The organism is Streptomyces sp. NBC_01465 (assembly GCF_036227325.1).
GTDB lineage: Bacteria > Actinomycetota > Actinomycetes > Streptomycetales > Streptomycetaceae > Streptomyces.
In genome coordinates, this window is sequence record NZ_CP109467.1 from 2,095,924 (window position 1) to 2,119,520 (window position 23,597).

24 protein-coding genes are annotated in these 23,597 nt (G+C 71.2%); 12 read left to right on the forward strand and 12 right to left on the reverse strand.

All coding sequences use genetic code 11. The annotated features are described in order from the left end of the window. Positions 1–5: 5 nt before the first annotated feature. Positions 6–3,323: an AfsR/SARP family transcriptional regulator gene (locus OG707_RS09555; protein ID WP_329116428.1), complete on the reverse strand. Its 3,318-nt coding sequence runs from the start codon at positions 3,321–3,323 to the stop codon at positions 6–8. A 28-nt stretch (positions 3,324–3,351) separates the two neighbouring features. Next, on the reverse strand, positions 3,352–3,717 hold the full coding sequence (locus tag OG707_RS09560) for a DUF6578 domain-containing protein (RefSeq protein ID WP_329116430.1): 366 nt from the start codon (positions 3,715–3,717) through the stop codon (positions 3,352–3,354). 109 nt (positions 3,718–3,826) lie between these two features. Between OG707_RS09560 and OG707_RS09565 the strand changes: the two genes are divergently transcribed. After that, complete coding sequence (locus OG707_RS09565) at positions 3,827–4,633, forward strand: site-2 protease family protein (RefSeq protein WP_329116432.1); 807 nt, start codon at positions 3,827–3,829, stop codon at positions 4,631–4,633. On the opposite strand, the gene OG707_RS09570 is transcribed toward OG707_RS09565, so the two are convergent. The 3 genes from OG707_RS09570 to OG707_RS09580 all read right to left on the reverse strand — a co-directional run bounded on the left by OG707_RS09570 (position 4,623) and on the right by OG707_RS09580 (position 6,040). Continuing rightward, entirely contained in the window at positions 4,623–4,811 is a 189-nt protein-coding gene (locus OG707_RS09570) for a hypothetical protein (protein WP_329116434.1), read from the reverse strand. The two genes, OG707_RS09565 and OG707_RS09570, sit on opposite strands and share 11 nt — an antisense overlap. A gap of 68 nt (positions 4,812–4,879) precedes the next feature. Beyond that, a complete protein-coding gene (gene npdG, locus OG707_RS09575; protein ID WP_329116436.1) occupies positions 4,880–5,584 on the reverse strand; it encodes an NADPH-dependent F420 reductase in 705 nt (234 codons plus the stop codon). Positions 5,585–5,593: 9 nt separating this feature from the next. Then, a complete protein-coding gene (locus OG707_RS09580; RefSeq protein ID WP_329116438.1) occupies positions 5,594–6,040 on the reverse strand; it encodes a group II truncated hemoglobin in 447 nt (148 codons plus the stop codon). A gap of 100 nt (positions 6,041–6,140) precedes the next feature. Here OG707_RS09580 and OG707_RS09585 point away from each other — a divergent pair, with 100 nt between their 5' ends. Both OG707_RS09585 and OG707_RS09590 read left to right on the forward strand, forming a co-directional pair. After that, complete coding sequence (locus OG707_RS09585) at positions 6,141–6,743, forward strand: hypothetical protein (RefSeq protein ID WP_329116440.1); 603 nt, start codon at positions 6,141–6,143, stop codon at positions 6,741–6,743. Positions 6,744–6,876: 133 nt separating this feature from the next. Then, the gene (locus tag OG707_RS09590) at positions 6,877–8,160 is read left to right on the forward strand and encodes an MFS transporter (RefSeq protein ID WP_329127692.1); all 1,284 of its coding nucleotides are present in this window, start codon (positions 6,877–6,879) and stop codon (positions 8,158–8,160) included. A gap of 12 nt (positions 8,161–8,172) precedes the next feature. Here OG707_RS09590 and OG707_RS09595 read toward each other — a convergent pair whose 3' ends face one another. Next, positions 8,173–8,403, reverse strand: a complete 231-nt coding sequence (locus OG707_RS09595) for a hypothetical protein (RefSeq protein ID WP_329116442.1) — start codon at positions 8,401–8,403, stop codon at positions 8,173–8,175. A 30-nt stretch (positions 8,404–8,433) separates the two neighbouring features. Between OG707_RS09595 and map the strand changes: the two genes are divergently transcribed. After that, the gene (gene map / locus OG707_RS09600; RefSeq protein WP_329116444.1) at positions 8,434–9,291 is read left to right on the forward strand and encodes a type I methionyl aminopeptidase; all 858 of its coding nucleotides are present in this window, start codon (positions 8,434–8,436) and stop codon (positions 9,289–9,291) included. Positions 9,292–9,405: 114 nt separating this feature from the next. Continuing rightward, the gene (locus OG707_RS09605) at positions 9,406–10,053 is read left to right on the forward strand and encodes a biliverdin-producing heme oxygenase (RefSeq protein ID WP_329116446.1); all 648 of its coding nucleotides are present in this window, start codon (positions 9,406–9,408) and stop codon (positions 10,051–10,053) included. Here OG707_RS09605 and OG707_RS09610 read toward each other — a convergent pair. The 4 genes from OG707_RS09610 to OG707_RS09625 form a co-directional block, all read right to left on the reverse strand. Further along, complete coding sequence (locus OG707_RS09610) at positions 10,043–10,696, reverse strand: PhzF family phenazine biosynthesis protein (protein WP_329116448.1); 654 nt, start codon at positions 10,694–10,696, stop codon at positions 10,043–10,045. The genes OG707_RS09605 and OG707_RS09610 overlap by 11 nt on opposite strands. Continuing rightward, positions 10,689–11,528, reverse strand: a complete 840-nt coding sequence (locus OG707_RS09615; RefSeq protein WP_329116450.1) for a hypothetical protein — start codon at positions 11,526–11,528, stop codon at positions 10,689–10,691. The genes OG707_RS09610 and OG707_RS09615 overlap by 8 nt, the downstream gene beginning before the upstream one ends. 138 nt (positions 11,529–11,666) lie before the next feature. After that, complete coding sequence (locus OG707_RS09620) at positions 11,667–13,055, reverse strand: HtaA domain-containing protein (protein WP_329116452.1); 1,389 nt, start codon at positions 13,053–13,055, stop codon at positions 11,667–11,669. Positions 13,056–13,098: 43 nt separating this feature from the next. After that, on the reverse strand, positions 13,099–14,451 hold the full coding sequence (locus tag OG707_RS09625; RefSeq protein WP_329116453.1) for an HtaA domain-containing protein: 1,353 nt from the start codon (positions 14,449–14,451) through the stop codon (positions 13,099–13,101). Positions 14,452–14,566: 115 nt separating this feature from the next. Between OG707_RS09625 and OG707_RS09630 the strand changes: the two genes are divergently transcribed. From OG707_RS09630 to OG707_RS09660, 7 genes are all read left to right on the forward strand, one after another. After that, positions 14,567–15,586, forward strand: coding sequence for a heme/hemin ABC transporter substrate-binding protein (locus OG707_RS09630; protein WP_329116455.1), 1,020 nt, complete (start codon positions 14,567–14,569; stop codon positions 15,584–15,586). Beyond that, complete coding sequence (locus OG707_RS09635; RefSeq protein WP_329116457.1) at positions 15,583–16,683, forward strand: FecCD family ABC transporter permease; 1,101 nt, start codon at positions 15,583–15,585, stop codon at positions 16,681–16,683. The genes OG707_RS09630 and OG707_RS09635 overlap by 4 nt, the downstream gene beginning before the upstream one ends. 63 nt (positions 16,684–16,746) lie before the next feature. Beyond that, the gene (locus OG707_RS09640) at positions 16,747–17,589 is read left to right on the forward strand and encodes a heme ABC transporter ATP-binding protein (protein ID WP_329116459.1); all 843 of its coding nucleotides are present in this window, start codon (positions 16,747–16,749) and stop codon (positions 17,587–17,589) included. Between the two features lie 155 nt (positions 17,590–17,744). Continuing rightward, positions 17,745–18,890 carry an iron uptake system protein EfeO gene (gene efeO / locus OG707_RS09645; protein ID WP_329116461.1) on the forward strand — a complete coding sequence of 382 codons (1,146 nt, stop codon included), beginning with the start codon at positions 17,745–17,747 and terminating at the stop codon, positions 18,888–18,890. A 34-nt stretch (positions 18,891–18,924) separates the two neighbouring features. Next, positions 18,925–20,193: an iron uptake transporter deferrochelatase/peroxidase subunit gene (gene efeB, locus OG707_RS09650; protein WP_329116463.1), complete on the forward strand. Its 1,269-nt coding sequence runs from the start codon at positions 18,925–18,927 to the stop codon at positions 20,191–20,193. A 37-nt stretch (positions 20,194–20,230) separates the two neighbouring features. Further along, entirely contained in the window at positions 20,231–21,190 is a 960-nt protein-coding gene (efeU, locus tag OG707_RS09655) for an iron uptake transporter permease EfeU (protein WP_329116466.1), read from the forward strand. Further along, entirely contained in the window at positions 21,078–22,058 is a 981-nt protein-coding gene (locus OG707_RS09660; protein ID WP_329127694.1) for a hypothetical protein, read from the forward strand. Before efeU ends, OG707_RS09660 begins: the two co-directional genes overlap by 113 nt. Positions 22,059–22,069: 11 nt before the next feature. Here the strand turns inward: OG707_RS09660 and OG707_RS09665 are convergent, their stop codons facing one another. Beyond that, positions 22,070–22,816, reverse strand: coding sequence for a bifunctional DNA primase/polymerase (locus tag OG707_RS09665; RefSeq protein ID WP_329116467.1), 747 nt, complete (start codon positions 22,814–22,816; stop codon positions 22,070–22,072). A 103-nt stretch (positions 22,817–22,919) separates the two neighbouring features. Continuing rightward, positions 22,920–23,534 (reverse strand): TetR/AcrR family transcriptional regulator, encoded by a 615-nt coding sequence (locus OG707_RS09670; RefSeq protein ID WP_329116469.1) that lies wholly within the window; start codon positions 23,532–23,534, stop codon positions 22,920–22,922. Between the last annotated feature and the right edge of the window lie 63 nt (positions 23,535–23,597).

Consider the following 23,597-nt stretch of genomic DNA (forward strand, 5'->3'; position numbering starts at 1 on the left):
AGGTTCTAGCGATCGCGTCGCGCGAGGGCGGTGGCCTCCTCCTTGGAGAGGCCGCCGCCTTCTGCGTACGCGGCCTCGTACGCCGCATCGCCGAGCACCGCGCGGGCCGCCGACTCGGCGCGAGCGCGGTTCTCCCGTTCCATCGTGTCGGGCACGTGTCCCACCGGCAGCAACCCGTCGGAGGCGCCGAGCAGTTGGGCCGCGGTGCGGGCACGGTCCGTACCGCCGATCGCGGCCATCGCGCCCGCGACCAGCCGCAGGTACGTCGCCGGCATCTGGGGGGCGATCATCGTGGTCAGCGGGTCGTCGGCCAGATCCAGGGCCTGGAGCGCCAGGTCCCAGGCCGACTCGTGGTTCTGGTCGACGCTGTCCAGCCAGGCCCGGAGTCCCACCACGAAGCCGTCGAAGACGGAGAACGCGCCCTTGGCGAAGTCCGCGGCCAGTTCGTCGAGCGTGAGGCGGGCCTCGTCCGTACGGCCGGTCCTGCCCAGCCACATCGCGAGGTAGAGACGGCCCGCGGGCCGCGCCTCGGTGCCGGACGAGGGTCCTTCCGCGAGGACCTCGCGCAGGATCGCCTCCCCCGCATCACCCTCCCCCATCTCCGACATGACTCCCGCGAGGCGGATCCGCAACACGTCCACCTGCGCCTTGGCGCCGATGCGCTCCGCGTACGCGACGGCCTCCCTGAAGTCCGCTGCGGCCAGGGCGTATTCACCCCGGCGCTCGTGCGCCTCGCCGCGCGCCGACAGGGCTTCGGCGACACCCCATTCGTCGCCCAGCTCCGTGTAGATCGCCTGGCTCTCCTCGGCGTCCTGGTCCGCCTCGCCCGCCCATTCCGCGCGGTTGGCCAGGACATTGGCCCGGGTCTGCAGCGCACTGCCCAGTTCCCACACGTACCCCAGCTCGCGGCAGGTGTTCACGGTGGCGTCGATCATTTCCCGCAGGTCGTCCGCGCCGCCGGTCAGCAGGACCGCGAAGAACCACATGCTGGCCGGAGGACGGCAGGTCTGCGGCAGGCCCGGACGGTAGGCGGACCTGATGCCGAGCGCCATCTTCTGCATCGTCGGGGACGACCACCGCTCGGTGTCCTGGTCGCTGGAGGCCAGCCGGATCAGCCGCACCCCGCGCCGCGCCTCCACCAGGAGGTCGGGGGCCATCGGGGGCGGGGAGTCCGTACAGCGCTCGTAGATCGGCGGCGCGGGGGTCACCGGCTCGGCGAAGGGGTCGGGGCCGAGCTCCGAGGTAACCGTCGACCAGTGCTTGGACTCCGAGCGAAGCCCGCGCATCTGCCAGAACCAGTTCAGCGCATGGACCAGGCAGAGCGCCTCGTGCTCCTCGCGGGCGGCGACGGCGCGGCGCAGGACCGTACGGAGGTTCTCGTACTCCAGCTCCAGTACGGCGATGGCGTCGCGCTGTCCGCGGCCGCGCAGCTTGGGGTCCTCGGTGCGGGCCAGCTCGCGGAAGTACACCAGGTGCTGCCGCTCGGCCTCCGCGCGCTCGCCGTTCTCGTCGAGGCGTTCGGCCGCGTACTCCCCCACCGTCTCCAGGAGCCGGTAGCGCATCCCGGTCCCGCCGGCGCCCGAAGGGGCCGCCACCACAAGGGACTTGTCGACGAGCGAGCCCAGCCCGTCCATGGCGCCGGGGCCGCACACGGCTTCCGCGGCGGCGAGGTCGCAGCCGCCCGCGAAGACGGAGAGGCGGCGCAGGACGGTCCGCTCGACCTCGTCGAGGAGGTCCCAGGACCAGTCGACGACGGCGCGCAGGGTCTGCTGGCGCGGCAGTACGGTCCTGGCCCCGCCGGTCAGCAGCCGGAAGCGGTCGTCGAGGCGGTCGGCGATCTGGCGCGGGGTGAGCATCCGCAGCCGGGCGGCGGCCAGTTCGATGGCGAGCGGCAGCCCGTCGAGGCGCCGGCAGATCTCGGCGGCGGCCTCGGGGTCGTCGTCGATACGGAACCCGGCCTTGGCTGCGGCGCCGCGCTCGGCGAAGAGGCGCAGCGCGGTGGGCTGCGGGAGGGGTTCGAGGGGGCGCAGGAGCTCACCGGGCACGCCGAGGGGTTCGCGGCTGGTCGCCAGGATCGTCAACTCGGGGCAGCGGGCGAGGAGTTCCTCGGCGAGGCGGGCCGCCGCGTCGATCACGTGCTCGCAGTTGTCGAGGAGGATCAGCATCCGGCGGGGGGCGCAGTGCGCGGTGAGCCGGACCAGGGGGTCGCCGCTCTTGCGGTCCGCGGCGCGCATCGCCTCGGCGCCCGCGCCGTGCAGGACGGAATCGCGGGCGCCCACGGCGGCGAGTACGGCCTCGGGGACGGTCGAAGGGTCGTCCACGGGGGCGAGTTCGGCCAGCCAGACGCCGTCGGGCCAGGTGTCGGCGACGGTCTCTGCGGCCTCCTGCGAGAGGCGGGTCTTGCCGGCTCCGCCGGGGCCGAGGAGCGTGACGAGACGGGCGCGGCCCAGGTCGCCCCGGATGGTGTCGATGTCGCGCTCGCGCCCGACGAAGCTGGTGAGCCGGGAGCGGAGGTTGCCGGGGTGCTGCGGCTGCGCCGCACCGGGGGCCCCGCCCCCGAACCCCCGCTCCTCCATCGCCGGAGGGGCTGGATCGGACACCTCCGGCGCTGCGAGCAACTCCGCGTGCAGACCCCGGAGTTCAGGTCCCGGATCCGCCCCGAGCTCCTCCGCCAGACCCCGCCGTACGACCTCGTACGCCTCCAGCGCCTGCGCCGTACGGCCCGCCGCCCTCAGCGCCCGTATCCGCAGCGCCTGCAGCGGTTCGTCCAGGGGGTGTTCCTCGCAGAGCGCGGCCAGTTCGGGCAGGGCCTCCGCCGCGCGGCCCAGCGCCACCGCCGCCGCCAGCGACGCGCGCCGCGCCTCCAGGTGCCGTGCCTCCCAGCGTGCCGCGAGCGCCGTACGGTCGGGAAGGTCGGCCAGCACCTCGCCCTGCCACAGCGCCAGCGCGTCCTCCAGGAGGGCCGCCGCCTTCACCGGGTCGCCGGCCTCCAGCGCCCGTGTGCCCTCCCCCGCGAGCCGCTCGAAGCGGTACAGGTCCACGTCGTCGGGGTCCGCGCACAGCCGGTAGCCGCCGTCGTCCGAGGCCACCGCCCCGTGCCCCAGCGCCCGCCGGAGCCGGGCGACCAGCGCCTGCAGGGCGCCCGCCTCGTCGGCGGGCGGTTCTCCGTCCCAGACCTCGCCGACCAGCACCCCCACGGGCACCGTCCGCCCGGCCCGCAGCGCGAGCACGGTCAGCAGCGCGCGCAGCCGCGATCCGCCGAGGGGGACGGCCGTGCCGTCGTCGCGTACTGCCTGAGTGGTCGTGAGTAGCCGATAGCGCACGGCACCATTCTCCGTTACGGGGCAAGCGTCAGTCGCCCGTGGTCTCCAGCTCGACGAGAACGCCCGTCTCGTCCCTGCGTACGCCGTCCTCCTCGCCCAGCCGGGCGAACCATTTCGGGCAGGCCTCCACCTCGCGCAGGGACCGCTTCTCCGGCACGCACTCGTACCCTGAGGCCCGCATCACGAAGGCATCGGCCACCACCTGGATCGACCGCACCCGCCCCAGCACGGTCCGCGCCCCCACCGGGCCGCCGGCATGTGTGGCGACCCGCCACATCCCCTCGCCCACCGCGTCGTCGGGCCCGGCGTTCCACACCACCTCTTCGCCCACCACGAAGGGCGTACCGCAGCACTCCATGGCCCAGCCCTCGTACAGCACCTTCAGTACGGTCATGGGTCCACCCTCCCCGGAACTCCCGCCCGTCCGCGAGACGTTTGCGCAGTGTCACCTGTACGGTCGGGGCTCGCCAGGACCGGCCACCCACGCACCAGGAGCCCCACCGATGACCACCGCCACCTCCCGCAACAGCGACCGGCGGATCAGTCCCGTCTTCCTCGGGATCCTCGCGATCATGGCGGTCACCGGCTGGGCGGTCTGGACCGACTTCGCGGCCAAGCCCGGCATCGCGGTCTTCCTCTTCGTGACCGCCGCCTGGATCGTCTCGCTCTGCCTCCACGAGTACGCGCACGCCCGTACCGCGCTGCACAGCGGTGACATCTCGATCGGCGCGAAGGGCTATCTGACCCTCAATCCCCTCGCCTACACCCATGCCGTGCTTTCGATCGTGCTGCCCGTCATCTTCGTGATCATGGGCGGGATCGGTCTCCCGGGTGGCGCGGTCTTCATCGAGCGGGGCCGGATCCAGGGCCGCTGGAAGCACAGCCTGATCTCGGCCGCGGGCCCGCTGACCAATGTGCTGTTCGCGGTCGTCTGCACGGCGCCGTTCTGGCTGCACGCGCTGGACGGGGTGCCGACGACCTTCCGTTACGCGCTCGCGTTCCTCGCGATGCTCCAGGTCACGGCGGCGATCCTGAACTTCCTGCCCGTCCCCGGCCTCGACGGCTACGGCGTCATCGAGCCCTGGCTGTCGTACTCGTTCCGCCGCCAGGTCGAGCCCATCGCGCAGTTCGGGCTGCTGGCGGTCTTCGCTCTGCTCTGGATCCCGGAGATCAACCACGTCTTCTTCGACATGATCAACTGGATTCTGGGCGGCCTGGGCATCGGGCGGGGCGAGGTCGGCTGCGGCCAGGCGTTCTACCAGGTCTGGAAGGGCGGCCCGGACGCCGGTTTCTGCGGCGTCACCCAGTGACGGCCGCGGCCGCCTTGTCCGCCTTCGCCTTGCGCAGGTAGTACCAGGCCATGTTGGACGAGAGGCCCGCCATCAGCACCCAGACGATGCCGAGCCAGCTGCCCTGGGCGAAGGACACCACCGCGGCGGCAACGGCGAGGGTGCAGACGACGAGGGCGTACACAGCGAGGCGGGGCATGGGAGGCGACTCCTGTCCGGGGTTCCAACAGACGAACCCGTCCAGTGTCCCCCATGCCCCGTCATGTCCTACACGTCGGTGACCCGAAGCCCCGCGTGCGCCTTGTAGCGGCGGTTCACGGAGATGAGATTCGCGACCAGCGACTCCACCTGGTGCGCGTTGCGCAGCCGGCCCGAGAACACGCCGCGCATCCCGGGGATCCGCCCTGCCAGCGCCTGCACGATCTCCACGTCGGCCCGCTCCTCGCCGAGCACCATCACATCGGTGTCGATCTCCGCGACCGACGCGTCCTGCAGCAGTACGGCGGAGAGGTGGTGGAAGGCGGCGGCGACCCGCGAGTCCGGCAGCAGGGCGGCGGCCTGCTCGGCGGCGCTGCCCTCCTCGGGCTTCAGGGCGTACGCACCCTTCTTGTCGAAGCCCAGCGGGTTGACGCAGTCCACGACGAGCTTGCCCGCGAGCTCCTCGCGCAGGGATTCGAGGGTCTTGCCGTGCCCCTCCCACGGCACCGCGACGATCACGACGTCGCTGCGCCGCGCGCACTCGGCGTTGTCCGCGCCCTCGACGCCGAGCCCCAGCTCGTCGGCGGCGGTCTGCGCCCGCTCGGCCGCGCGCGAGCCGATGATCACCTTCTGCCCGGCCTTGGCCAGCCGGTACGCGAGCCCGCGCCCCTGGTCGCCGGTCCCGCCGAGGACCCCTACGACCAGCCCGGACACGTCCGGGAGGTCCCAGGGGTCCTTGGGGGCGGGCTTGCCTGCACTCTCAGTGGAAGTCATGGCCCGACCCTAGCCGCCGGACGGCCACTGCCACTTGGGCACCTCTCGCAACGGGTGGAGTTCGTCGTCCGTGTCCGCGTGGGAGTTCTGCTGGGCGACCCTCGTCCCGAACTCGATGTGCGAGCGGACCGCCGCGCGGAACGCCTCGTCCTTCGGCAGACCCGACTCCTCGACGGCCTCCTCGTACAGCTCGGCGAACCGCTCCCGCTGGGCGTCGGTGATCTTCAGATGGCGGTGGACGTCGATGAGGTACGAGAAGCCGAGCTCCTCGGTGAAGCGCTCGGGGCCGCCGAAGGACTCCGCGGTGAACCAGGTCAGATGGTCCACGTGGTGCGGCTGCCGCTCCGGAAAGAGCGGTTGCAGTACGGGGTCGGCGAGGACCTTGGTGTAGAAGATCTCCTCCAGGCGGTGGAGGGGTTCCTCGCCGCCTGCGTGCTCGTACAGGGTGTCGGTCACGTCTGCACTCCTCCGGGAGCCGGGACGGGAGTGGCCCCTTCGAGTGAGTCTGACCCAACAGGCCTTCGCTGCCCAGCCGTTGAGGGCAGGATCCCGGTCCATGGATGCCGTGCGCGTGGCGCTGTTGCGGGAAGTGCTGGACGGGACCGAGTGGCCGAGGGCGACCCGGCGGTTCGCCGCCGCGCTGCGGTCGTCCGTGGTGCCGCACGGGGGCGGGCTGCTGCTGGTGGGCACCGAGGTGTACGAGCCGTGGCATCTCGCCGCGCATCTCGTCGACGAGGCCGCCTGGTCGGGTACGCCGGAGCTGGCGCCCACGCTCGTACGCCACCGGGTGGAGGCCGGGGAGCCCGCGCACCTGTCGGTGGGCCTCGGCCGGATCGAGGCGGCCGGGCGCGGGCAGACGTTGCTCGTGGTGGCGCCCGAGCGGCCCGGCGACGGGCTCCTGGAGCGGGTGCACGGGGCGCGGCGGGCCGGGGCGACCGTGCTCTCGCTCGACGGCGGGGACCTGGAGGTGCACGGGCTCGCGCACGAGACGCTGACCGTGCCCGAGGGCGGGGACGTGGACCTCGACACCGTGCAGCATCTGGTGAGCGCGGCCGCCGGGGAGAACAGCCTCCCCGTGCAGCGCGGGAAGCGGACCTTCCGCGACCGGCTGTCGCGCCTCGCCGACCAGCTGACCGCGCCGCCGCCCGCCCGCTGGTAAAGCACTTGCGTCCTGCACGGGGTTCCGCTGAGCATATCCCCTCGTGGCATCACTGTGCTCTCCCGGGGGACAACCCCCGGACCCCCGGCCGAACAACCAGGCCGGCAAGGCGACCCGGGTCGCCCTCGCAAGGCTGGTTTCAGCGATACTGCCCGACCTCACCCCGCTCCGGTCCTCGCACGACTTCCGGCTGCTCTGGGTGCAGGGGCTGATCACGAATTTCGGCTCCAGCATGGCGATGGTCGCGCTGCCGCTGCAGATCGCCCACCTCACCGACTCCCCCGCCGCCGTGGGCGCGATGGGCGCGGTCGAGCTGATCCCGCTGATCGTCTTCGGTCTCTACGGGGGCGCGCTCGCCGACTCAGTGGACCGCCGGAAGATGATCCTGGGCACGGAGGCGGGCCTGGGGATCCTGGCCGCGATCCTGCTGCTCAACGCGCTGCTCCCCCACCCTCTCCTCTGGCCGCTGTACGTCGTCGCGGCCGGCGTCGCCGCCCTGGCCGGGCTCCAGCGCCCGGCCCTGGACTCGCTGATGGCGCGGATCGTGCCGCACGACCAGCTGACCGCCGCGGCCGCGCTGAACGCACTGCGCTGGCAGATCGGGGCCATCGCGGGTCCTGCGGTGGCGGGCTTGGTGGTCACCTACGCGGGTCCTTCGGTGGCATACACGGTCACCGTGACCGGCTTCGCCGTCTCGGTCCTGATGTGCCTGCGGCTCGCACCCGCACCCGCCGCGCACGACGCCGAGAAGCCGTCGCTGCGCGGGATCGCGGACGGGGCGCGCTACGCGTGGAGCAAGCCGGTGCTGCTCGGCACGTACGCGATCGACCTGGCCGCGATGTTCTTCGCCTTCCCGCTCGCGATCTTCCCGTTCCTCGCGGAGGACTTGGACGCGCGGTGGGCGCTGGGCCTGATGTACGCGGCGATCCCGCTGGGCTCCGTCCTGACGAGCCTGACCAGTGGCTGGGCGTCGAAGGTGCGCCGGCACGGGCGGCTCGTGGTGTTCGGCGCGGGCCTGTGGGGCCTGGCGATGACGGCCGCCGGCTGGTCGGGGAACGTCTGGCTGCTGCTGTTCTGTCTGATGCTGGCGGGGGCCGGGGACATGCTCAGCGGGCTCGGCCGCTCGACGATCTGGAACCAGACCATCCCCGAGGAGCTCCGCGGCCGCCTCGCGGGGATCGAGGTCCTCTCGTACAGCTGCGGCCCCCAGCTCGGCCAGCTCAGGGCGGGTACGGTCGCGGGCTGGAGCGGGGCGCGGGCCTCGGTGTGGAGCGGCGGGGCGGCGTGCGTGGTGGCGGTGGGGGTGCTGGCCGCCGTACTGCCGAAGCTGATGTCGTACGACGCGGACACGGACGAGGACGCGCTGCGGCGGCGGGCCCAGAAGGAGGAGGCCCTGGCCACCGCAGCCGCGGCTTAGCAGGTCAGGGGGTCAGGCGTCCTCGTCGGGGGCCTGGCTCTTGTCGTGCCACTTGGGGTCGGTCTCCCACTCCAGGTTGCGTTCCTGCGCCGTCTCCATCGCGTGGTTCGCCTCCTCGCGGGTGGCGTACGGGCCGAAGCGGTCCTTGGCCGGGCAGTCCGGGCCCTCCTCGACCCGCTTGTGGACGAGGCAGTAGTACCACTCGCCGGGCTTCCCGGCCGTGCGCTTCTTGAACAAAGCCATGGTCGGCTCCTCTCTCATACACTCGCTGCCATGTCTGGCCAGTCACTGCTTGTACCAGGGGAGCTCTCTCCCACCCGTTCCGTACCCGGAAACATCCGGCGTCCCGAGTACGTGGGCAAACCCGCGCCGACGCCGTACACCGGTCCGGAAGTCCAGGATGCCGACACCATCGAGCGGATGCGCATCGCGGGCCGTATCGCCGCACAGGCGATGGAGGCCGCGGCCGCGCACATCGCGCCCGGTGTCACGACCGACGAACTCGACCGGGTGGCACATGAGTTCATGTGCGACCACGGCGCCTATCCGTCGACGCTCGGCTACCGCGGATTCCAGAAGTCGCTGTGCACCTCGGTCAACGAGGTCATCTGTCACGGGATTCCCGACTCGACCGTCCTCCAGGACGGCGACATCGTGAACCTCGACGTCACGGCGTACCTCAACGGGGTGCACGGCGACAACAACGCCACCTACTTCTGCGGCGACGTCGACGAGGAGTCGAAACTCCTGGTCGAGCGGACGCGCGAGTCGCTCGTCCGCGCCATCAAGGCGGTCAAGCCGGGCCGCCAGATCAACATCATCGGGCGGGTCATCGAGTCGTACGCCAAGCGCTTCGGCTACGGCGTCGTACGGGACTTCACCGGGCACGGGATCTCGACGTCCTTCCACTCCGGCCTGATCATCCCGCACTACGACAGCCCGTACGCGACCGAGACCATCAAGCCCGGCATGACCTTCACGATCGAGCCGATGCTGACGCTCGGCACGCACGAGTACGAGATGTGGGACGACGGCTGGACCGTGGTCACCAAGGACCGCAAGCGGACGGCGCAGTTCGAGCACACGCTGGTGGTGACCGAGACGGGGGCGGACATTCTCACGTTGCCCTGACGCCATGGCGGGGTACGTTCTTACCGACAGGACGTCGGGAACCCATTGACTTAGGTAAGCCTAAGCATACAAACTGGGTGCACCACCCGTCCCCTTCGGCTATGGAGACCTGCCTTGGACGCCTTCTCGACCCTCATCCGCACCGCGTCGCACGAGCAGCACACCGAGGCGGAGAGCACGAGCTTCATGAGCGACATGCTGGGCGGGCGGCTCGGTGTGGACGCGTACGCGCGCTACACCGAGCAGCTGTGGTTCGTGTACGAGGCGCTGGAGGAGGGCGCGCAGGCGCTCGCCTCCGACCCGGTCGCGGGCCCCTTCATCCAGCCCGAACTGATGCGCACCGCCGAGCTGGAGCGCGACCTGGCGCACCTGCTGGGCGCTGACTGGCGCGAGAAGGTCACCGCGCTGCCGGCGACCGCGGCGTACGCGGCCCGGGTGCGCGAGTGCGCGGTGACCTGGCCCGCCGGGTACGTGGCGCACCACTACACCCGCTACCTCGGCGACCTCTCCGGCGGCCAGATCATCCGCGACAAGGCGGAGAAGACCTGGGGCTTCGAGCGGAAGGGCGACGGCGTCCGCTTCTACGTCTTCGAGCAGATCTCCAACCCGGCCGCTTTCAAGCGGGGTTACCGCGAGCTGCTCGACGCGGTGAACGCGGACGACCTGGAGAAGCAGCGGATCGTCGACGAGTGCAAGCAGGCGTTCGCGCTCAACACGGAGGTCTTCCGGGAGCTGGGCGGGGAGTTCCCGCTCAGCGCGTAGGGGCGAACGTCACGCGCCCGCCGAGCTCGATGGTTCCGTCGGGGGCGGGCGCGGTCAGCAGCTGGGAGCCGCGCCCCTGCGTGATGTTGAGGGCGCGGCCCAGTGCGGCGGTGAGGAGCAGGGCCGCGGCGCCGGTCGCCTCGTCCTCGTCGATGCCGTCGCCGCGCCGGGGAAATCCCCGGGCCCGTACGCGGCCCGCCGCCTCGTCCTCCCAGGCCCAGGCGTAGAGCCAGCCCTCGCCGGGCGGCGGGGTCGGCAGGGCGTCGACCTCGGCGGCAGACGCGTAGCGCGTGAGCGTGCGGGGCGGGGCCCATTCGGGGCGGGCGGTGATCCAGCTGAACTCGCCGTCCTGGCGGGCGAACACGTCCCCCACCTCCAGCTCCAGCACCTCGATGTCGAGCAGCCAGGCGGCGCCCACGACCGGATACCCGGCGAAGGGCAGCCGCCCGCTGGGCGTGTAGATGTCGAGGCGCCCGCGCTCCGGATCGTCGACGAAGACGGTCTCGCTGAAGCCGAGGCGGGCGGCGAGGGCCTGGCGCGAGGCCGGGTCCGGGTGGTCGCTTCCTTCGCGTACGACGCCGAGCCGGTTGCCGTGGCTGCCGTCGGGTGCGCAGAAGACGCTCAGTACGTCGATCTCATTCACCGGGGCATTCAAGCATCAGCGCCTCCCAGGCCTCGGGGCCGCCCGGCAGGGGCCAGGTCCGGGTGGGTCCGGGGTCGCCGGGCATCGCCGCGGCGGCCCGCCCGAATCCCCGTACGACGGCGTCGAGTTGGTGGGATTCCCCCGCGGCCGCGAGACGCTCGGTGAGCTGCTCGTGGTACGCGGTCATCGCTCCGAGATCGGCGGCCAGGCGCGCCGCGCCCGTCGCGCGGGCCAGCACCAGGCAGGGCGGCTCGGCCCCCTCGGCGAGGGCGGCGGCGGCCCGGTCGTGGCCGTCGAGCAGCAGCCAGCCGTCGAGGAACTCGGCCCACCAGAGGAGGACGGGCGCGAGTGTCCCGTCGCGGGCGGCTTTGCGGTACGCCTTCACGCGGGGCGCGTCGAGGGGTGGGAGCGGGCGCAGGGGGAGGACGCCGTTCCAGCCGTCGGCGTCGTCGAAGTGCGCGGTGGGCCACTCCTCGACGAGGTCGGCGGTCCAGACGTACGGCGGAAAGCTGCGGCGGGCGAGGGTCCAGCGGCCGTCGTGGAGCGGCCCGTGCGCGGAGGAGTCGAGCCAACGGGCGTACTGGTGAAGCCAGTTGGCGCCGCCGCGCATCGCGGCGGCGCGCACGGGAGGGAACGGCGACCGGAAGCCGGAATGGCGGCGGATCGCGGTGTCACCGTGCCCGGCGGGCACCCGAGCGGCCAGCACGGGACGCCCGCCCTGCCGCAACAGGAGCCGCCCGTCGCCCGCCGACTGCCAGTGGAGCGGGGGCGGGCCGGGCCGCCCGGCGACCTCCAGAAGCAGCTCGCCGCGGATCAGTTCGGACCTCTTCACGGGCCCAGGCTAGGCGCGCCCAACAGGTCACGTCACGGGCGAGCCACCGCGCAAGGCGGCCGCGCGGGCGCACCAAGAACACACGGCGGGGCCGCACCGCATTGCGCGCGGTGCGGCCCTGCTGCGTACGGGAGTTGATCAGGCGTTCGTACGGCGGCGGCGTGTCGCCAGGACCACGCCCGCGCCTGCCGCCGCGATCGCGCCCGCCGCGCCCAGCAGTGCGCCTGCCGGGGTCTCCGCGCCCGTCTCGGCCAGCTCGCCCGAGCCGCCGACCGTGCCTGCGCCGCCGGTGGTCGAGGAGCCCGTGGTCGGCGTGGCCGTGGCCGTGGTGCCGCCCTGCGGGAGCGTCGCGTCCTCCGAGAGGGTCAGGGCCACCGTGACCGGGTCGATGGCGTCGCCCGCCTTGTAGATCGAGCCCGTGGTGTCGTTGGCGAACTGGGCCGCGCCCGCCGCCGTGAACTTCGCCGGGACGTTCTTCAGCTGGATGACGTCCTTGACCGCCGTGTAGCTCGCCTTGGAGAGGTCGAGCGACGCGAACTTCACGTCCTGGTTGGTGCCCTTGGGGGTCGTGACGTCCGCGCTCAGCGTGCCCTTGGTGCCGTTGGCCGCGATCCGTACGTCCGAGAGCTTGATGTCGAGGCCGTGGGCCTTGTAGACGAACTGGACACTGCCGCCGAAGGACGCGTTGACCGTCTTCTTCGCCGAGTCGGCCGTGGCCTTGGCGAGCGGGAAGTCGAAGCCGTTCGCGTTCTTCTTCACGCCGGAGGCGAGCTTGATCTCGCCGCCGCTGAGGATGTACGTACGGAAGGACTCCTTGACGCCCCAGGACAGCTTGCCGTCCACCACCGTGCCGGGGGCGGTGGTCGGCGTCGCGGAGGCGGTCGCCGAGGGCTTGGTCGTCGGGGTCTTGCTGGGGGCCGGCGGCGTGACCGACGGGGTCGGGGACGGCGTCGTCTCCGGGGCGGGCGCGGTGACCGTGAGCGGGTCGCCCGCCGCGCCGGTGTAGCGGCCGCCGCCACCGAGGGCCGTGTCCGCCTCCGCGGTCAGCTTGGTGGTCATGTTGGTCATCGCGCGGTCGACCGTGACGGAGGCGAACGGGACGTCGTCCTCGGTCTTGCCGCTCTTCGTGACGTCCGCCGTGACGGTGGAGGTGCCGCTGTTGAACTTGAAGTCGGAGAGCTTGACGTCGAAGCCGTGCGCGGTGGAGGTGAACTGCACGCTGCCCTTGAAGGCGAGGGCGACGGCGTGGGTGTCCGTGTCGTACGTGCCCTCACCGGCCGTGAACGTGAACGCCCCGTTGTTCGCGGCCTGTTCGGCGCCGTCCGCGACGGTGACCTTGCCCGCGGCGATCCCCGTCACATACGTGCGGTAGGACTCCTTGATGCCCCACGTCAGCTTGTAGTCCTTCAGCGGGGCGGGCGCCGCGGCCGCCGGGGTGATCACGAGGGCGGTGGCTCCCAGGGCGGTCGCGGTGGCGACGGCTGCCGCGAGGGCTATGGGACGGCGGCGGCTGCGGTGGGCGGACATGGTCAGGGGTCTCCTAGGAAGTGTCATGACGGGGGGGTGGGTGTCAGTTCTGCTGAACGGTGCGGCGCTTGCGCGCCACGAGGATTCCGGCGACGGCTGCGGCCAGGGCCAGCGCGCCGGCGCCGATCGCGAGGTACGTAGTGGTGGAGGACGAGGAGTCGGCGACCGTGGCCGCGGCCACCGTCTTCGCCTTCGTCTTCGCCTCGGGTGTGGGGGTCGGATCGCTGCCCAGGTCCGGGAGGGCGGGCAGCTGGGCCGTCTTGTCGAGGGCCACGGCGAGCGAGAGCGGATCCATGTCCGTGCCCGCCTTGTACATGGACCCGAAGAGCTTCGCGCCGTCGGCGGTGAGCTTCGTCGGCGCCTCGGTGACGGTCAACAGGCCGTTCTTCGGAGCCAGTTCACCGGCCGCGAAGGTGATCAGCGGGGTACCGGACGAGGAGAGCGTTCCCGTGCCGCCCTTCACCGCGATGGTGATCTTCGACAGCGTGACGTCGAGGTGTGCGCCCGTGAAGCGGACGGAGCCGGTGAAGTCTGCGGCCAGGGTCTGCTTCTTCTGGTCGTACGTCCCCTTGCCCTGCGGGAAGCGGAACAGCGCCCCGCCGTCCTGCGCCCCGTCGGCCAGGGTCCACTTCCCCTGGGCGATGGACCCGGTGACGTACTCGCGGAACGTGCGGCGCACGCCCCAGTCGACGGCGGCGTTCTGGATCGCGCCCGCTGTTGAGGAAGCCGTGGCCTTGGGGGTGGGCGTCGGCGTCGGCTTCTTGGTGGCCGGGCCCTTCGTGTCCACGGAGAGGCTCACCGGGTCGAGTACCGTACCGGCCGTGTAGTAACCGGCGAAGGCCTTGGCGCCCTGCGAAGTGAGCGTCGCCGGGATGTTGTTGAGGGCGATCGGGGTGGTGCCGCCCTTCATGTTGATCCCGGACACGGCGAGCGCGGCGAGCGGGACCTGGTAGGCCGTGGTGACCTTGCCCGTCCCCTTGGCCTTGCTCGTCATGTCGGCGAAGAGCGTGCCGCTGCCGCCGGAGATCCGGACGGTCGGGCGGCTGATGGTGAGGTCGAGCTCGTAGGAGCCGTCCGACTTCTTGTGGCCGGTGAAGTGGACGCCTCCGACGAAGGAGGAGCGGAAGGAGCCGCTGCCCGGGTCGTACGAACCGGTGGCCGACGGGAAGCGGAACTGGCTGCTGCCGATCGTTCCGGCCCCGCCCGTCAGCGCGTAACGGCCATTGGCTATCGGCCCGGTGACGTAGGTCTGGAAGGAGGATTTGATCCCCCAGTCGAGCCTGCCGCCCTGCACCGTGCGGTCCGCCGCATGGGCGGCGCCGGCCGGGAGCAGGGCTCCCAGCATCACCGCGAAGAGCGCGACGGCGAACGCGCGTGCCGATCGAGACGGCAGCATCGAATCCCTCCCGGGGGTAGCTAGCGAAGGTAAGGCTAACCTAAGCTATCCCCGACCTGGTCCGGAACCCCTCCGGGCCCAGGAACCTCAACAGAGCGACAGGACGGTGCCCTTCGTGCGCACACCACGGCTCGCGGGTGCACTTCTCTCCGCACTCGCCCTTGCCCTCGTGGCCACCGGCTGCGGCAGCGGGACGGGCGGCTCCACGGCCGCCGCACCCGCGGCGAAGGCCGCGACGGCCGACCGCATCGAGCCGCTGGCCGCCACGGTGAAGCCCACGCTCCCGGCCACCGTGCAGTCGGCCGACGGGCATCGGGTCTCGGTCGCGTCGACCGACCGGATCGTGCCGCTGACCGGCAGCCTCAGCGAGATCGTGTTCACCCTCGGCCTCGGCAAGAACGTCGTCGCCCGCGACATCACCGCCACCTTCGAGCAGGCGAAGAGCCTGCCGGTGGTGACCCGCGCGCACGACGTCTCCGCGGAGAGCGTGCTCTCGCTGAAGCCGACGCTGGTCCTGGCGGACACGACGACCGGCCCTGCCGAGGCGATCGACCAGATACGCGACGCGGGCATCCCGCTCGTGGTGGTCTCCCCCGCGAAGGGGCTCGGCGACGTGGACCGGCGGATCGACACGGTGGCGGCGGCGCTCGGCGTGAAGGCTTCGGGGGATGCGCTGAAGGCGCGTACGGACGAGCGGATCGCGGCGGTGCGGAAGTCGGTCCCGGCGGAGAAGGACGGGAAGGGCGGGAAGCAGCCGCGGGTGGCCTTCCTGTATCTGCGCGGGTCGGCTTCGGTCTATCTGCTGGGCGGGCGGGACTCGGGGGCGGCGTCGCTGCTTGAGGCCGCAGGGGCGGTCGACGCGGGCAAGGCGTCGGGCCTGGAGAAGGACTTCACGGCGATCACGAGCGAGGCGCTCGCCAAGGCCGCTCCGGACGCAATTCTGGTGATGAGCAAGGGACTTGAGTCGGTGGGCGGGATCGACGGACTGGTGAAGATCCCGGGCGTCGCGGAGACGCCCGCGGGGATGGACCGGCGGGTCGTGTCGATCGACGACGGGGTGCTGCTGAATTACGGGCCGCGTACCGATGAGGTGCTGAAGTCGCTCGTGGAGCAGTTGTACGGGGAGAAGAAGTGACGGCGGCTCCGGAGGCGCCCGTTCAGGAGGCCGCCCCGAAGGAGGCCCCCGCGCTGCCGCCGACCCGGCGGCGCTCCCCCGCGTATCTGCTGACCGCCGGACTGCTGGGTGCGCTGGTCGTGCTCTGTCTGGTGTCGGCCGGGGTCGGGGCGTACGACATTCCGCTGGGGGATGTCGTCGGGTCCGTACTGCACCGGATCGGTCTGGGCGGTGGGGAGTTGGACCGCGTCGGCGAGAGCGTCCTGTGGAACGTACGGCTGCCGCGGGTGGTGCTCGCGCTGCTGGTGGGGGGATCGCTGGGGTGTGCGGGGGCGCTGATGCAGGGGGTGTTCGGCAACCCGCTCGCGGAGCCCGGGGTCATCGGGATCTCGTCCGGGGCGGCGGTCGGGGCGGTCGGGGCGATCGCGCTGGGGCTGAACTTCTTCGGGAACTGGACGATTACGGCGTGCGCGTTCGTGGCCGGGCTGGTGACGGTGCTGGTTGTTTATGTGCTGTCGCGGTCGGGGGGCCGGACGGAGGTGGTGACGCTGATCCTCACCGGGATCGCGGTCAACGCGTTCGCGGGGGCGCTGATCGGGCTCTTCATCTTCTTCGCGGACAACGCGCAGATCAGCCAGATCACGTTCTGGCAGCTGGGGTCGCTGGCGCAGGCGACGTGGCCGAAGGTGCTGGCGGTGCTGCCATGTGCGGTGGTGGGGCTGGGAGTTGCGCCCTTCTTCGCGCGGAAGCTGGACCTGCTGGCGCTGGGCGAGCGGCCTGCGCGGCACCTGGGGGTGGATGTGGAGCGGCTGCGGGTGGTGCTGGTGCTGGTGGTCGCGCTGCTGACCGCGGCGGCGGTTGCGGTGGCGGGGATCATCACGTTCGTGGGGCTGCTGGTGCCGCACCTGCTACGGATGGCGAACGGGCCGGGGCATCGGTTTCTGGTGCCAGCGAGTGCGTTGGGTGGGGCGGTGGTGCTGGTTGCGGGGGATCTTGCGGCACGGACTGTGGCTGCGCCGGCGGAGTTGCCGTTGGGGGTGCTGACTGCGTTGTTCGGGAGCCCGTTCTTCTTCTGGCTTCTGCGGAGGACGCGGCAGCGGCAAGGGGGCTGGGCGTAGGGGCTTTCCCCGATCCCGCCCCTGGCCCACCCATCAACCACCCCACACCGAAGGCAGAGTCACGTGATCAAAACCCTCCTCAGCGGCCGGACCCGCACCCTCCCCACCCCCTCCCCACCCGGCACCCCCCTCGCCGAAGCCAAAGCCCTCCACCTCCGGCTCGGCAGCCGGAACGTCCTCGCCGACGTACACCTCACCGTCCGCGCCGGCGAACTCCTCACCCTCGTAGGCCCCAACGGCGCAGGAAAATCAACCCTGTTGGCAGCAATCGCCGGCGACCTCACCCCCACCACCGGCGAAGTCCGCGTGCACGGCCAGAACGTCACCACCTGGCCCGCCCCCGACCTCGCCCTCCGCCGCGCCGTCCTCCCCCAGGACGCCGCCCTCTCCTTCCCCTTCCCCGTCGAAGACGTCGTACGGATGGGCCGCGCCCCCTGGGCCGGCACCGACCGCGAGGACGAGGACGACGACGCCGTGGCGGAAGCCATGGCCGCGACGGAGGTGGAGACATTCGCCTCCCGCCCCTTCTCCGCCCTCTCGGGCGGCGAGCGCGCCCGGGTCGCCCTCGCCCGCGTACTCGCCCAGCGCGCCCCCCTGTTGCTGCTCGACGAGCCCACCGCCGCCCTCGACCTCCGCCACCAGGAGCTCGTGATGCGCATCTGCCGGGAGCGGGCCGCCGCCGGGGACGCCGTCGTCGTCGTCCTCCATGACCTGGGTCTCGCCGCCGCCTACGCCGACCGCGTCGCCGTACTCGAAGCCGGCCGGATCGCCGTCGCGGGCCCCCCGCGCGAGGTCTTCACCGAGGAGCTCCTCAGCCGTGTCTACCGGCAGCCCGTCGACGTGTTCCCACACCCCGAATCCGGCGTTCCGCTCATCGTCCCCCGCCGCCGCTTGACCACTACTTGACCTTCCAATGAGTCAGCTGTGACAGACCCGTGATCGCGGTACGAGAGTGAGAGCTGAATCACTGTCCCGGTGGGTATCGGTGAGGTAAGCCTCGGTTAAGTTAGGTCCGCCTCACTCGACCATTCACGACCCATTCACCCAAGCGTGGAGCCCGTATGCGACCCGTCCGCCTCTCCGTCGTCACCGCCGCCACCGCCGTGGCCGCCCTGACCGCCGTCACCGGTTGCGCCGAGAAGAGCGATGCCAAGGCCGGCAGCGACGGCGCCGTGCAGGTGACCGCGACCGACACCGCCTGCAAGGTCTCCAAGACCGAACTCCCCGCCGGGCACGTGCAGTTGGCGGTCGAGAACAAGGGCTCCAAGGTCACCGAGGTCTACCTCCTCTTCCCCGACGACCGCATCGTCGCCGAGCGCGAGAACATCGGCCCCGGCCTCAAGCAGACCGTCACCGCCGAGGTGAAGGCCGGCAGCTACGAGATCGCGTGCAAGCCGGGCATGAAGGGCGACGGCATCCGCCAGAAGATCACCGTCACCGGTGGCGGCGCGACGGCCAAGCGGAACCCGAAGCTGGACACCGCGGTCGCCGCGTACCGCAAGTACGCGCAGGAGCAGGCCGACGCGACGATCCCCAAGGTGAAGGTCTTCACCGACGCGGTCCGCAACGGTGACCTGGAGGCGGCCAAGAAGGCGTTCGCCCCCTCGCGTCTGGGCTGGGAGCGCACCGAGCCGGTCGCCGAGTCCTTCGGGGACATCGACCCCAAGACGGACGTACGCGCCGACGGCCTGGAGCCCGGCCAGAAGTGGACCGGCTGGCACCGCCTGGAGAAGGCGCTCTGGCAGGACAAGAAGATCGGCGCCACCGAGAAGACCCTCGCCACCCAGCTCGACACCGATCTGGCCGACTGGCAGAAGCGCGTGGGCACCGCCGAGATCACCGCGACGTCCATGGCCAACGGCGCCAAGGAGCTGCTCGACGAGGTCGCCACCGGCAAGGTCACCGGTGAGGAGGACCGCTACAGCCACACCGACCTCTCGGACTTCAAGGCCAACGTCGAGGGCGCCCAGCAGGCGTACGAGCTGCTGAAGCCGGTCGCCTCCAAGAACGACGCGGCGCTCACCAAGGAGCTGGACACCCAGTTCGCGGCGATCGCCACCGTGCTCGACAAGTACCGCTCGGACAAGACCTCCTACGACTTCGTCAGTTACGACAAGGTCACCAAGGGGCAGCGCAAGGAGCTCTCGGACGCGGTCAACGCGCTCGCGGAGCCCCTGTCCAAGCTCGCCGCGGCCGTCGTCAAGTAGCGGGACCAGGCACGAGAGCAGGAGAGAACTGGATATGAGCGAAGAGACCACGGCCCCCAACTCCACTGCGCCTTCCCGGCGTTCACTCATCGGCTGGGGCGGCGCGGGCCTGGCGCTCGGCGCCGTCGCAGCCGGTGGCACGGTCGCGGCCGTCCGTACGGGCAACGATGCCGTGCCCGTCGCCGACAGCGGTGCCGCCGTGCCCTTCCACGGCGCGCACCAGGCCGGGATAGCCACCGCGGTCCAGGACCGGCTGCACTTCGCCGCGTTCGACGTGACGACCACGGACCGCTCCGAGCTCATCCAGCTCCTCAAGGACTGGACCGCCGCGGCCGCCCTGATGACGGCCGGGCGTCCGGTCGGAGAGGGCGCGTACGGCGGTCTCGCCGAGGCCCCGCCGGACGACACCGGTGAGGCGCTGGGCCTCAAGCCGTCGCGCCTCACCCTCACCATCGGCTTCGGCGCCTCGCTCTTCGCCAAGGACCGCTTCGGGCTCGAGGGCAAGCGGCCCGACGCGCTCGTCGACATCGAGAAGTTCCCCGGGGACAACCTCGACGCCTCCCGCTCGGGCGGCGACCTGTGCGTCCAGGCCTGCGCAGACGACCCGCAGGTCGCCGTGCACGCCATCCGCAATCTCGCCCGTATCGGCATGGGCAAGACGGGCATCCGCTGGTCGCAGCTGGGCTTCGGCAAGACGTCGTCGACGACGCCCGACGCCCAGACCCCGCGCAACATGATGGGCTTCAAGGACGGCACCCGGAACATCGCCGGGACCGACGCCGCCGCCCTCGCCGAGCACGTCTGGGTCGGCGAGAAGGACGGTGCGAAGGACGGCTCCACCTGGATGACGGGCGGCTCGTACCTGATGGCCCGGCGCATCCGGATGCACATCGAGACCTGGGACCGCACCTCGCTCCAGGAGCAGGAGGACGTCTTCGGCCGCGACAAGGGCGAGGGCGCACCGGTCGGCAAGGCCAAGGAGCGCGACGAGCCGTTCCTGAAGGCGATGAAGCCGACCGCGCACGTACGCCTCGCGCACCCGGACTCCAACCACGGCATCAAGATCCTGCGCCGCGGCTACTCCTTCACCGACGGTACGGACGGACTCGGCCGCCTGGACGCGGGGCTGTTCTTCCTCGCGTACCAGCGCGACGTCCGCAAGGGGTTCATTCCGCTGCAGCGGTCCCTGGCGCGCCACGACGCGCTCAACGAGTACATCCAGCACGTGGGTTCGGCGCTCTTCGCCGTCCCGCCGGGCGTCCGCGACAAGGGCGACTGGTGGGGCCGGGCGCTGTTCTCGTAATCCGGTATCCGGTCCAGTTCAAGAGGAAGGAACCGACGTGTTCGGCAACTATCTGACCGGTCTGCGCGAGGGCCTCGAAGCCTCGCTGATCGTCTGCATCCTGATCGCCTACCTGGTGAAGACGGGCCGGCGCGACGCGCTGCGCCCGGTCTGGATCGGCATCGGGGCCGCCGTCGCGCTCGCGTTCGGTTTCGGCTTCGCGCTCGAATACGGCTCGCAGGAGCTGACATTCAAGGCGCAGGAAGCGCTCGGCGGTTCGCTGTCGATCATCGCGGTGGGCCTGGTGACGTGGATGGTCTTCTGGATGCGGCGCACCGCGCGGCACCTGAAGGCCGAGCTGCAGGGCAAGCTGGACGCGGCGCTGCAGATGGGCACGGGCGCGCTCGTCGTCACGGCGTTCCTCTCGGTGGGCCGTGAGGGCCTGGAGACGGCGCTGTTCATCTGGGCATCGGTGCACACCTCGCAGACCGGCACCTCGCAGCCGCTGATCGGGGCACTGCTCGGCATCGCCACGTCGGTGGTCCTGGGCTGGCTGTTCTACCGGGGCGCGGTCCGTATCAACCTGGCGAAGTTCTTCACCTGGACCGGCGCCATGCTGGTCGTCGTGGCCGCGGGCGTGCTCGCGTACGGCGTCCACGACCTGCAGGAGGCCGACTTCATTCCGGGTCTGCAGAGCCTCGCGTTCGACATCAGCGCGCAGATTCCGCCGGACAGTTGGTACGGCACCCTGCTCAAGGGCGTCTTCAACTTCCAGCCGGATCCGACCGTGCTTCAGGTCACGGTGTGGGCGCTGTATCTGATCCCCACACTCTTCGTGTTCTTCGCCCCGGTAGGGTTCGCGAAGTCGGTGGGAACGAAGGGGCAGAAGGCAGCACATGAGCAGGCTGAGTCGGCTGGCGGCGGGGATCACAACGACGGCACTGGTGTCGCTGACGGCGAGCGGGTGCATGACGGTGCACGGCGAGCTGGAAGTCGTACCGTCGGCGACGAAGGCTGAGGCCGCGCAGGCGCTGCAGGACTTCCTCACCGCGTACAACAAGGCCGACAAGGCCTTCGACCCGGCTCTGGACCAGGGCCGGGTCACCGGTGCGCTCGGGGCGATCAACCAGGCCGGGCTGAAGTCGCGGCACATCACCGACCCCGGCGGGAACAAGGACCACCAGGAACTGAAGCTCGACGACGCCAAGTTCGCGATCCCGAAGAAGGCGGGGTGGCCGCGGTACTTCGTCGCGGACACCGACTCCAACCGGGACACCGACGGCGGGAAGACGGACACGCGCTGGCTGCTCGTCTTCGTGCAGGACGGTCTGAAGCAGCCGTGGAAGGTCGCCTATCTGTCGATCCTCGCGCCGTCCCAGGTGCCCGTCTTCAAGACGGACAAGGACGGCTGGGCGGAGCCCCTGGCGCCGGCCGACGCGGCGCTGGCGGTGGCTCCGAAGGATCTGTCGGGGAACTACACGTCGTACCTGCGCGACGGGAAGCCCGCGGACTTCGTGGCGGGCACGCACACCTCGGAGTGGCGTGCCACGCGCAAGCAGAACGCGAATGTGCCGGGCATAGTGACGCAGTACGTCGACCAGGCGATGACGGACGGCGCCTTCCAGCCGCTCGGGCTGCGGACGAAGGACGGTTCGGGGCTGGTCTTCTTCGCGTCGAAGCACTTCGAGCAGCAGACCGCGGGCCCGAACGTGCGGCTGCCGTTCACGGCGGACGTGAAGGCGCTGACGACGGGCAAGCTGACGAACAAGCTCACCAAGGAGCGGATGTCCAACGAGGTCGCCCTGGTGCCGGCGAAGGGTGCGGGCGACCAGAAGGTGGCCATACTGGGCAGGCTCCAGGGACTGACCTCGGGCAAGGCCTCCTAGCGGCAGCCCGCTCAGCGGCCGCCGAGCGGCCAGGCCACCGCGTGGGCGTCGTAGCCCTCGGCGCCGGTGTTCGCGTACTGCGCACAGGCGTCGGTGAGGACTTCGAGCAGGGTCAGCGGGTCGGGCAGCGGGTGTTCGAGCCCGCGCAGCCATTCGACGCCGAGCTCACCGGGGAGACGCGCGGGCGGCAGCAGTACGTAACTGCCGCGGCAGTGCCAGCGCAGACCCGGGTGCTCGTCCATCGTCTCGGGGTGGCAGTCCAGCTCGCAGGGCCACCACTCGTCCTCGTCCTCGGGGGTACCGCGCGTCGCGGTGAAGAAGAGGAGGCGGTCGCCGCCGGACTCGGCTACGGGGCCGACGTCGATGCCTGCGGCGAGGAGGCGCGAGAGGGCGCTGTGACCGGCGTCGAGGGGGACGTCGAGGACGTCGTGGACCATGCCGGTGGCGGTGATGAAGTTGGCCTCGGGCTGGTTGCGTACCCAGCGCTCGACCTGGGAGCGGTCCGTCGTGGACTGCGTCTGCCAGGCGAAGGAGACCGGGTGGCGGGCCGGAGTGGGGCAGCCCACGCGGTCGCAGGAACATCGGTAGCCGACGGGGTGCGCGGCCGGGGAGAGCGGCAGTCCCGCCGCTGCGGCGGCGAGCATCAGCTTCTCGCGGGCCAGTCCGGCGTCGGCCGCGGCGTCAGGTTTCGGACGTCGGCGCAGCCACTGGGGCATCCTGCTCTCCGAGCCGCGGTAGCGGCCGATCCCGTCGCCCATCTATCCCCTCACCTCACCGTCGTCCCGGCGGACCCTCCCCATGCTGCCACCATCCTGAAGCTCGGATGACCACAGTCCGGATCCCGGGTGGATCGGCAGGGGCTCAGCGGGGTGAGATGCCACGCAGGACCTGGTCGATGCAGGTGTCCGCAAATTCGTGTGTGAGGGGATTCGTCCGCTGCAGCCAGCGGTGGGTGAGCGGCCCGACGATCATCTCGACGGCGACGCGTACATCGATGTCCGGGTCGACCTGGCCCGCTTCCTGAGCGGCGCGCAGCCGGGTCTCGTACAGAACGAGAGCGGGCTCGAGCAGCTGCTGGGTGAACTTCGCGCCGAGCTCGGGGTCCATGGCTCCGGCGGCGGTGAGGGCGCGGGCGGGTGCCTCGTACTTCACGTCGTTGAACTGGTCGACCGTGAGACGCAGCACAAACTTCAGGTCGGCCGCGATGTCCCCGGTGTCGGGGAAGCCCGACCACTCGTACCGCTCGCCCTCCTGGGCGTCGCCGGAGAGCGCGATCGACGCGTCGAGGAGTACGGCGGCCTTCGAGGGCCACCAGCGGTAGATCGTCTGCTTGCCGACGCCGGCCCGGGCGGCGATGGCCTCGATCGTGAGCTTGTTGTAGCCGACCTCACCGACGAGCGCGAGGGCCGCTTCGAGGATCGCGCGGCGGGAGCGTTCGCTGCGGCGCGAGGAGTCGGGGGTCTTGGTCTCTGCCATGCGGCGAATCTAGCACCGGATGAGGCGAGACGTATCGTCTTGACAAGACGCTACGTCTCGTCT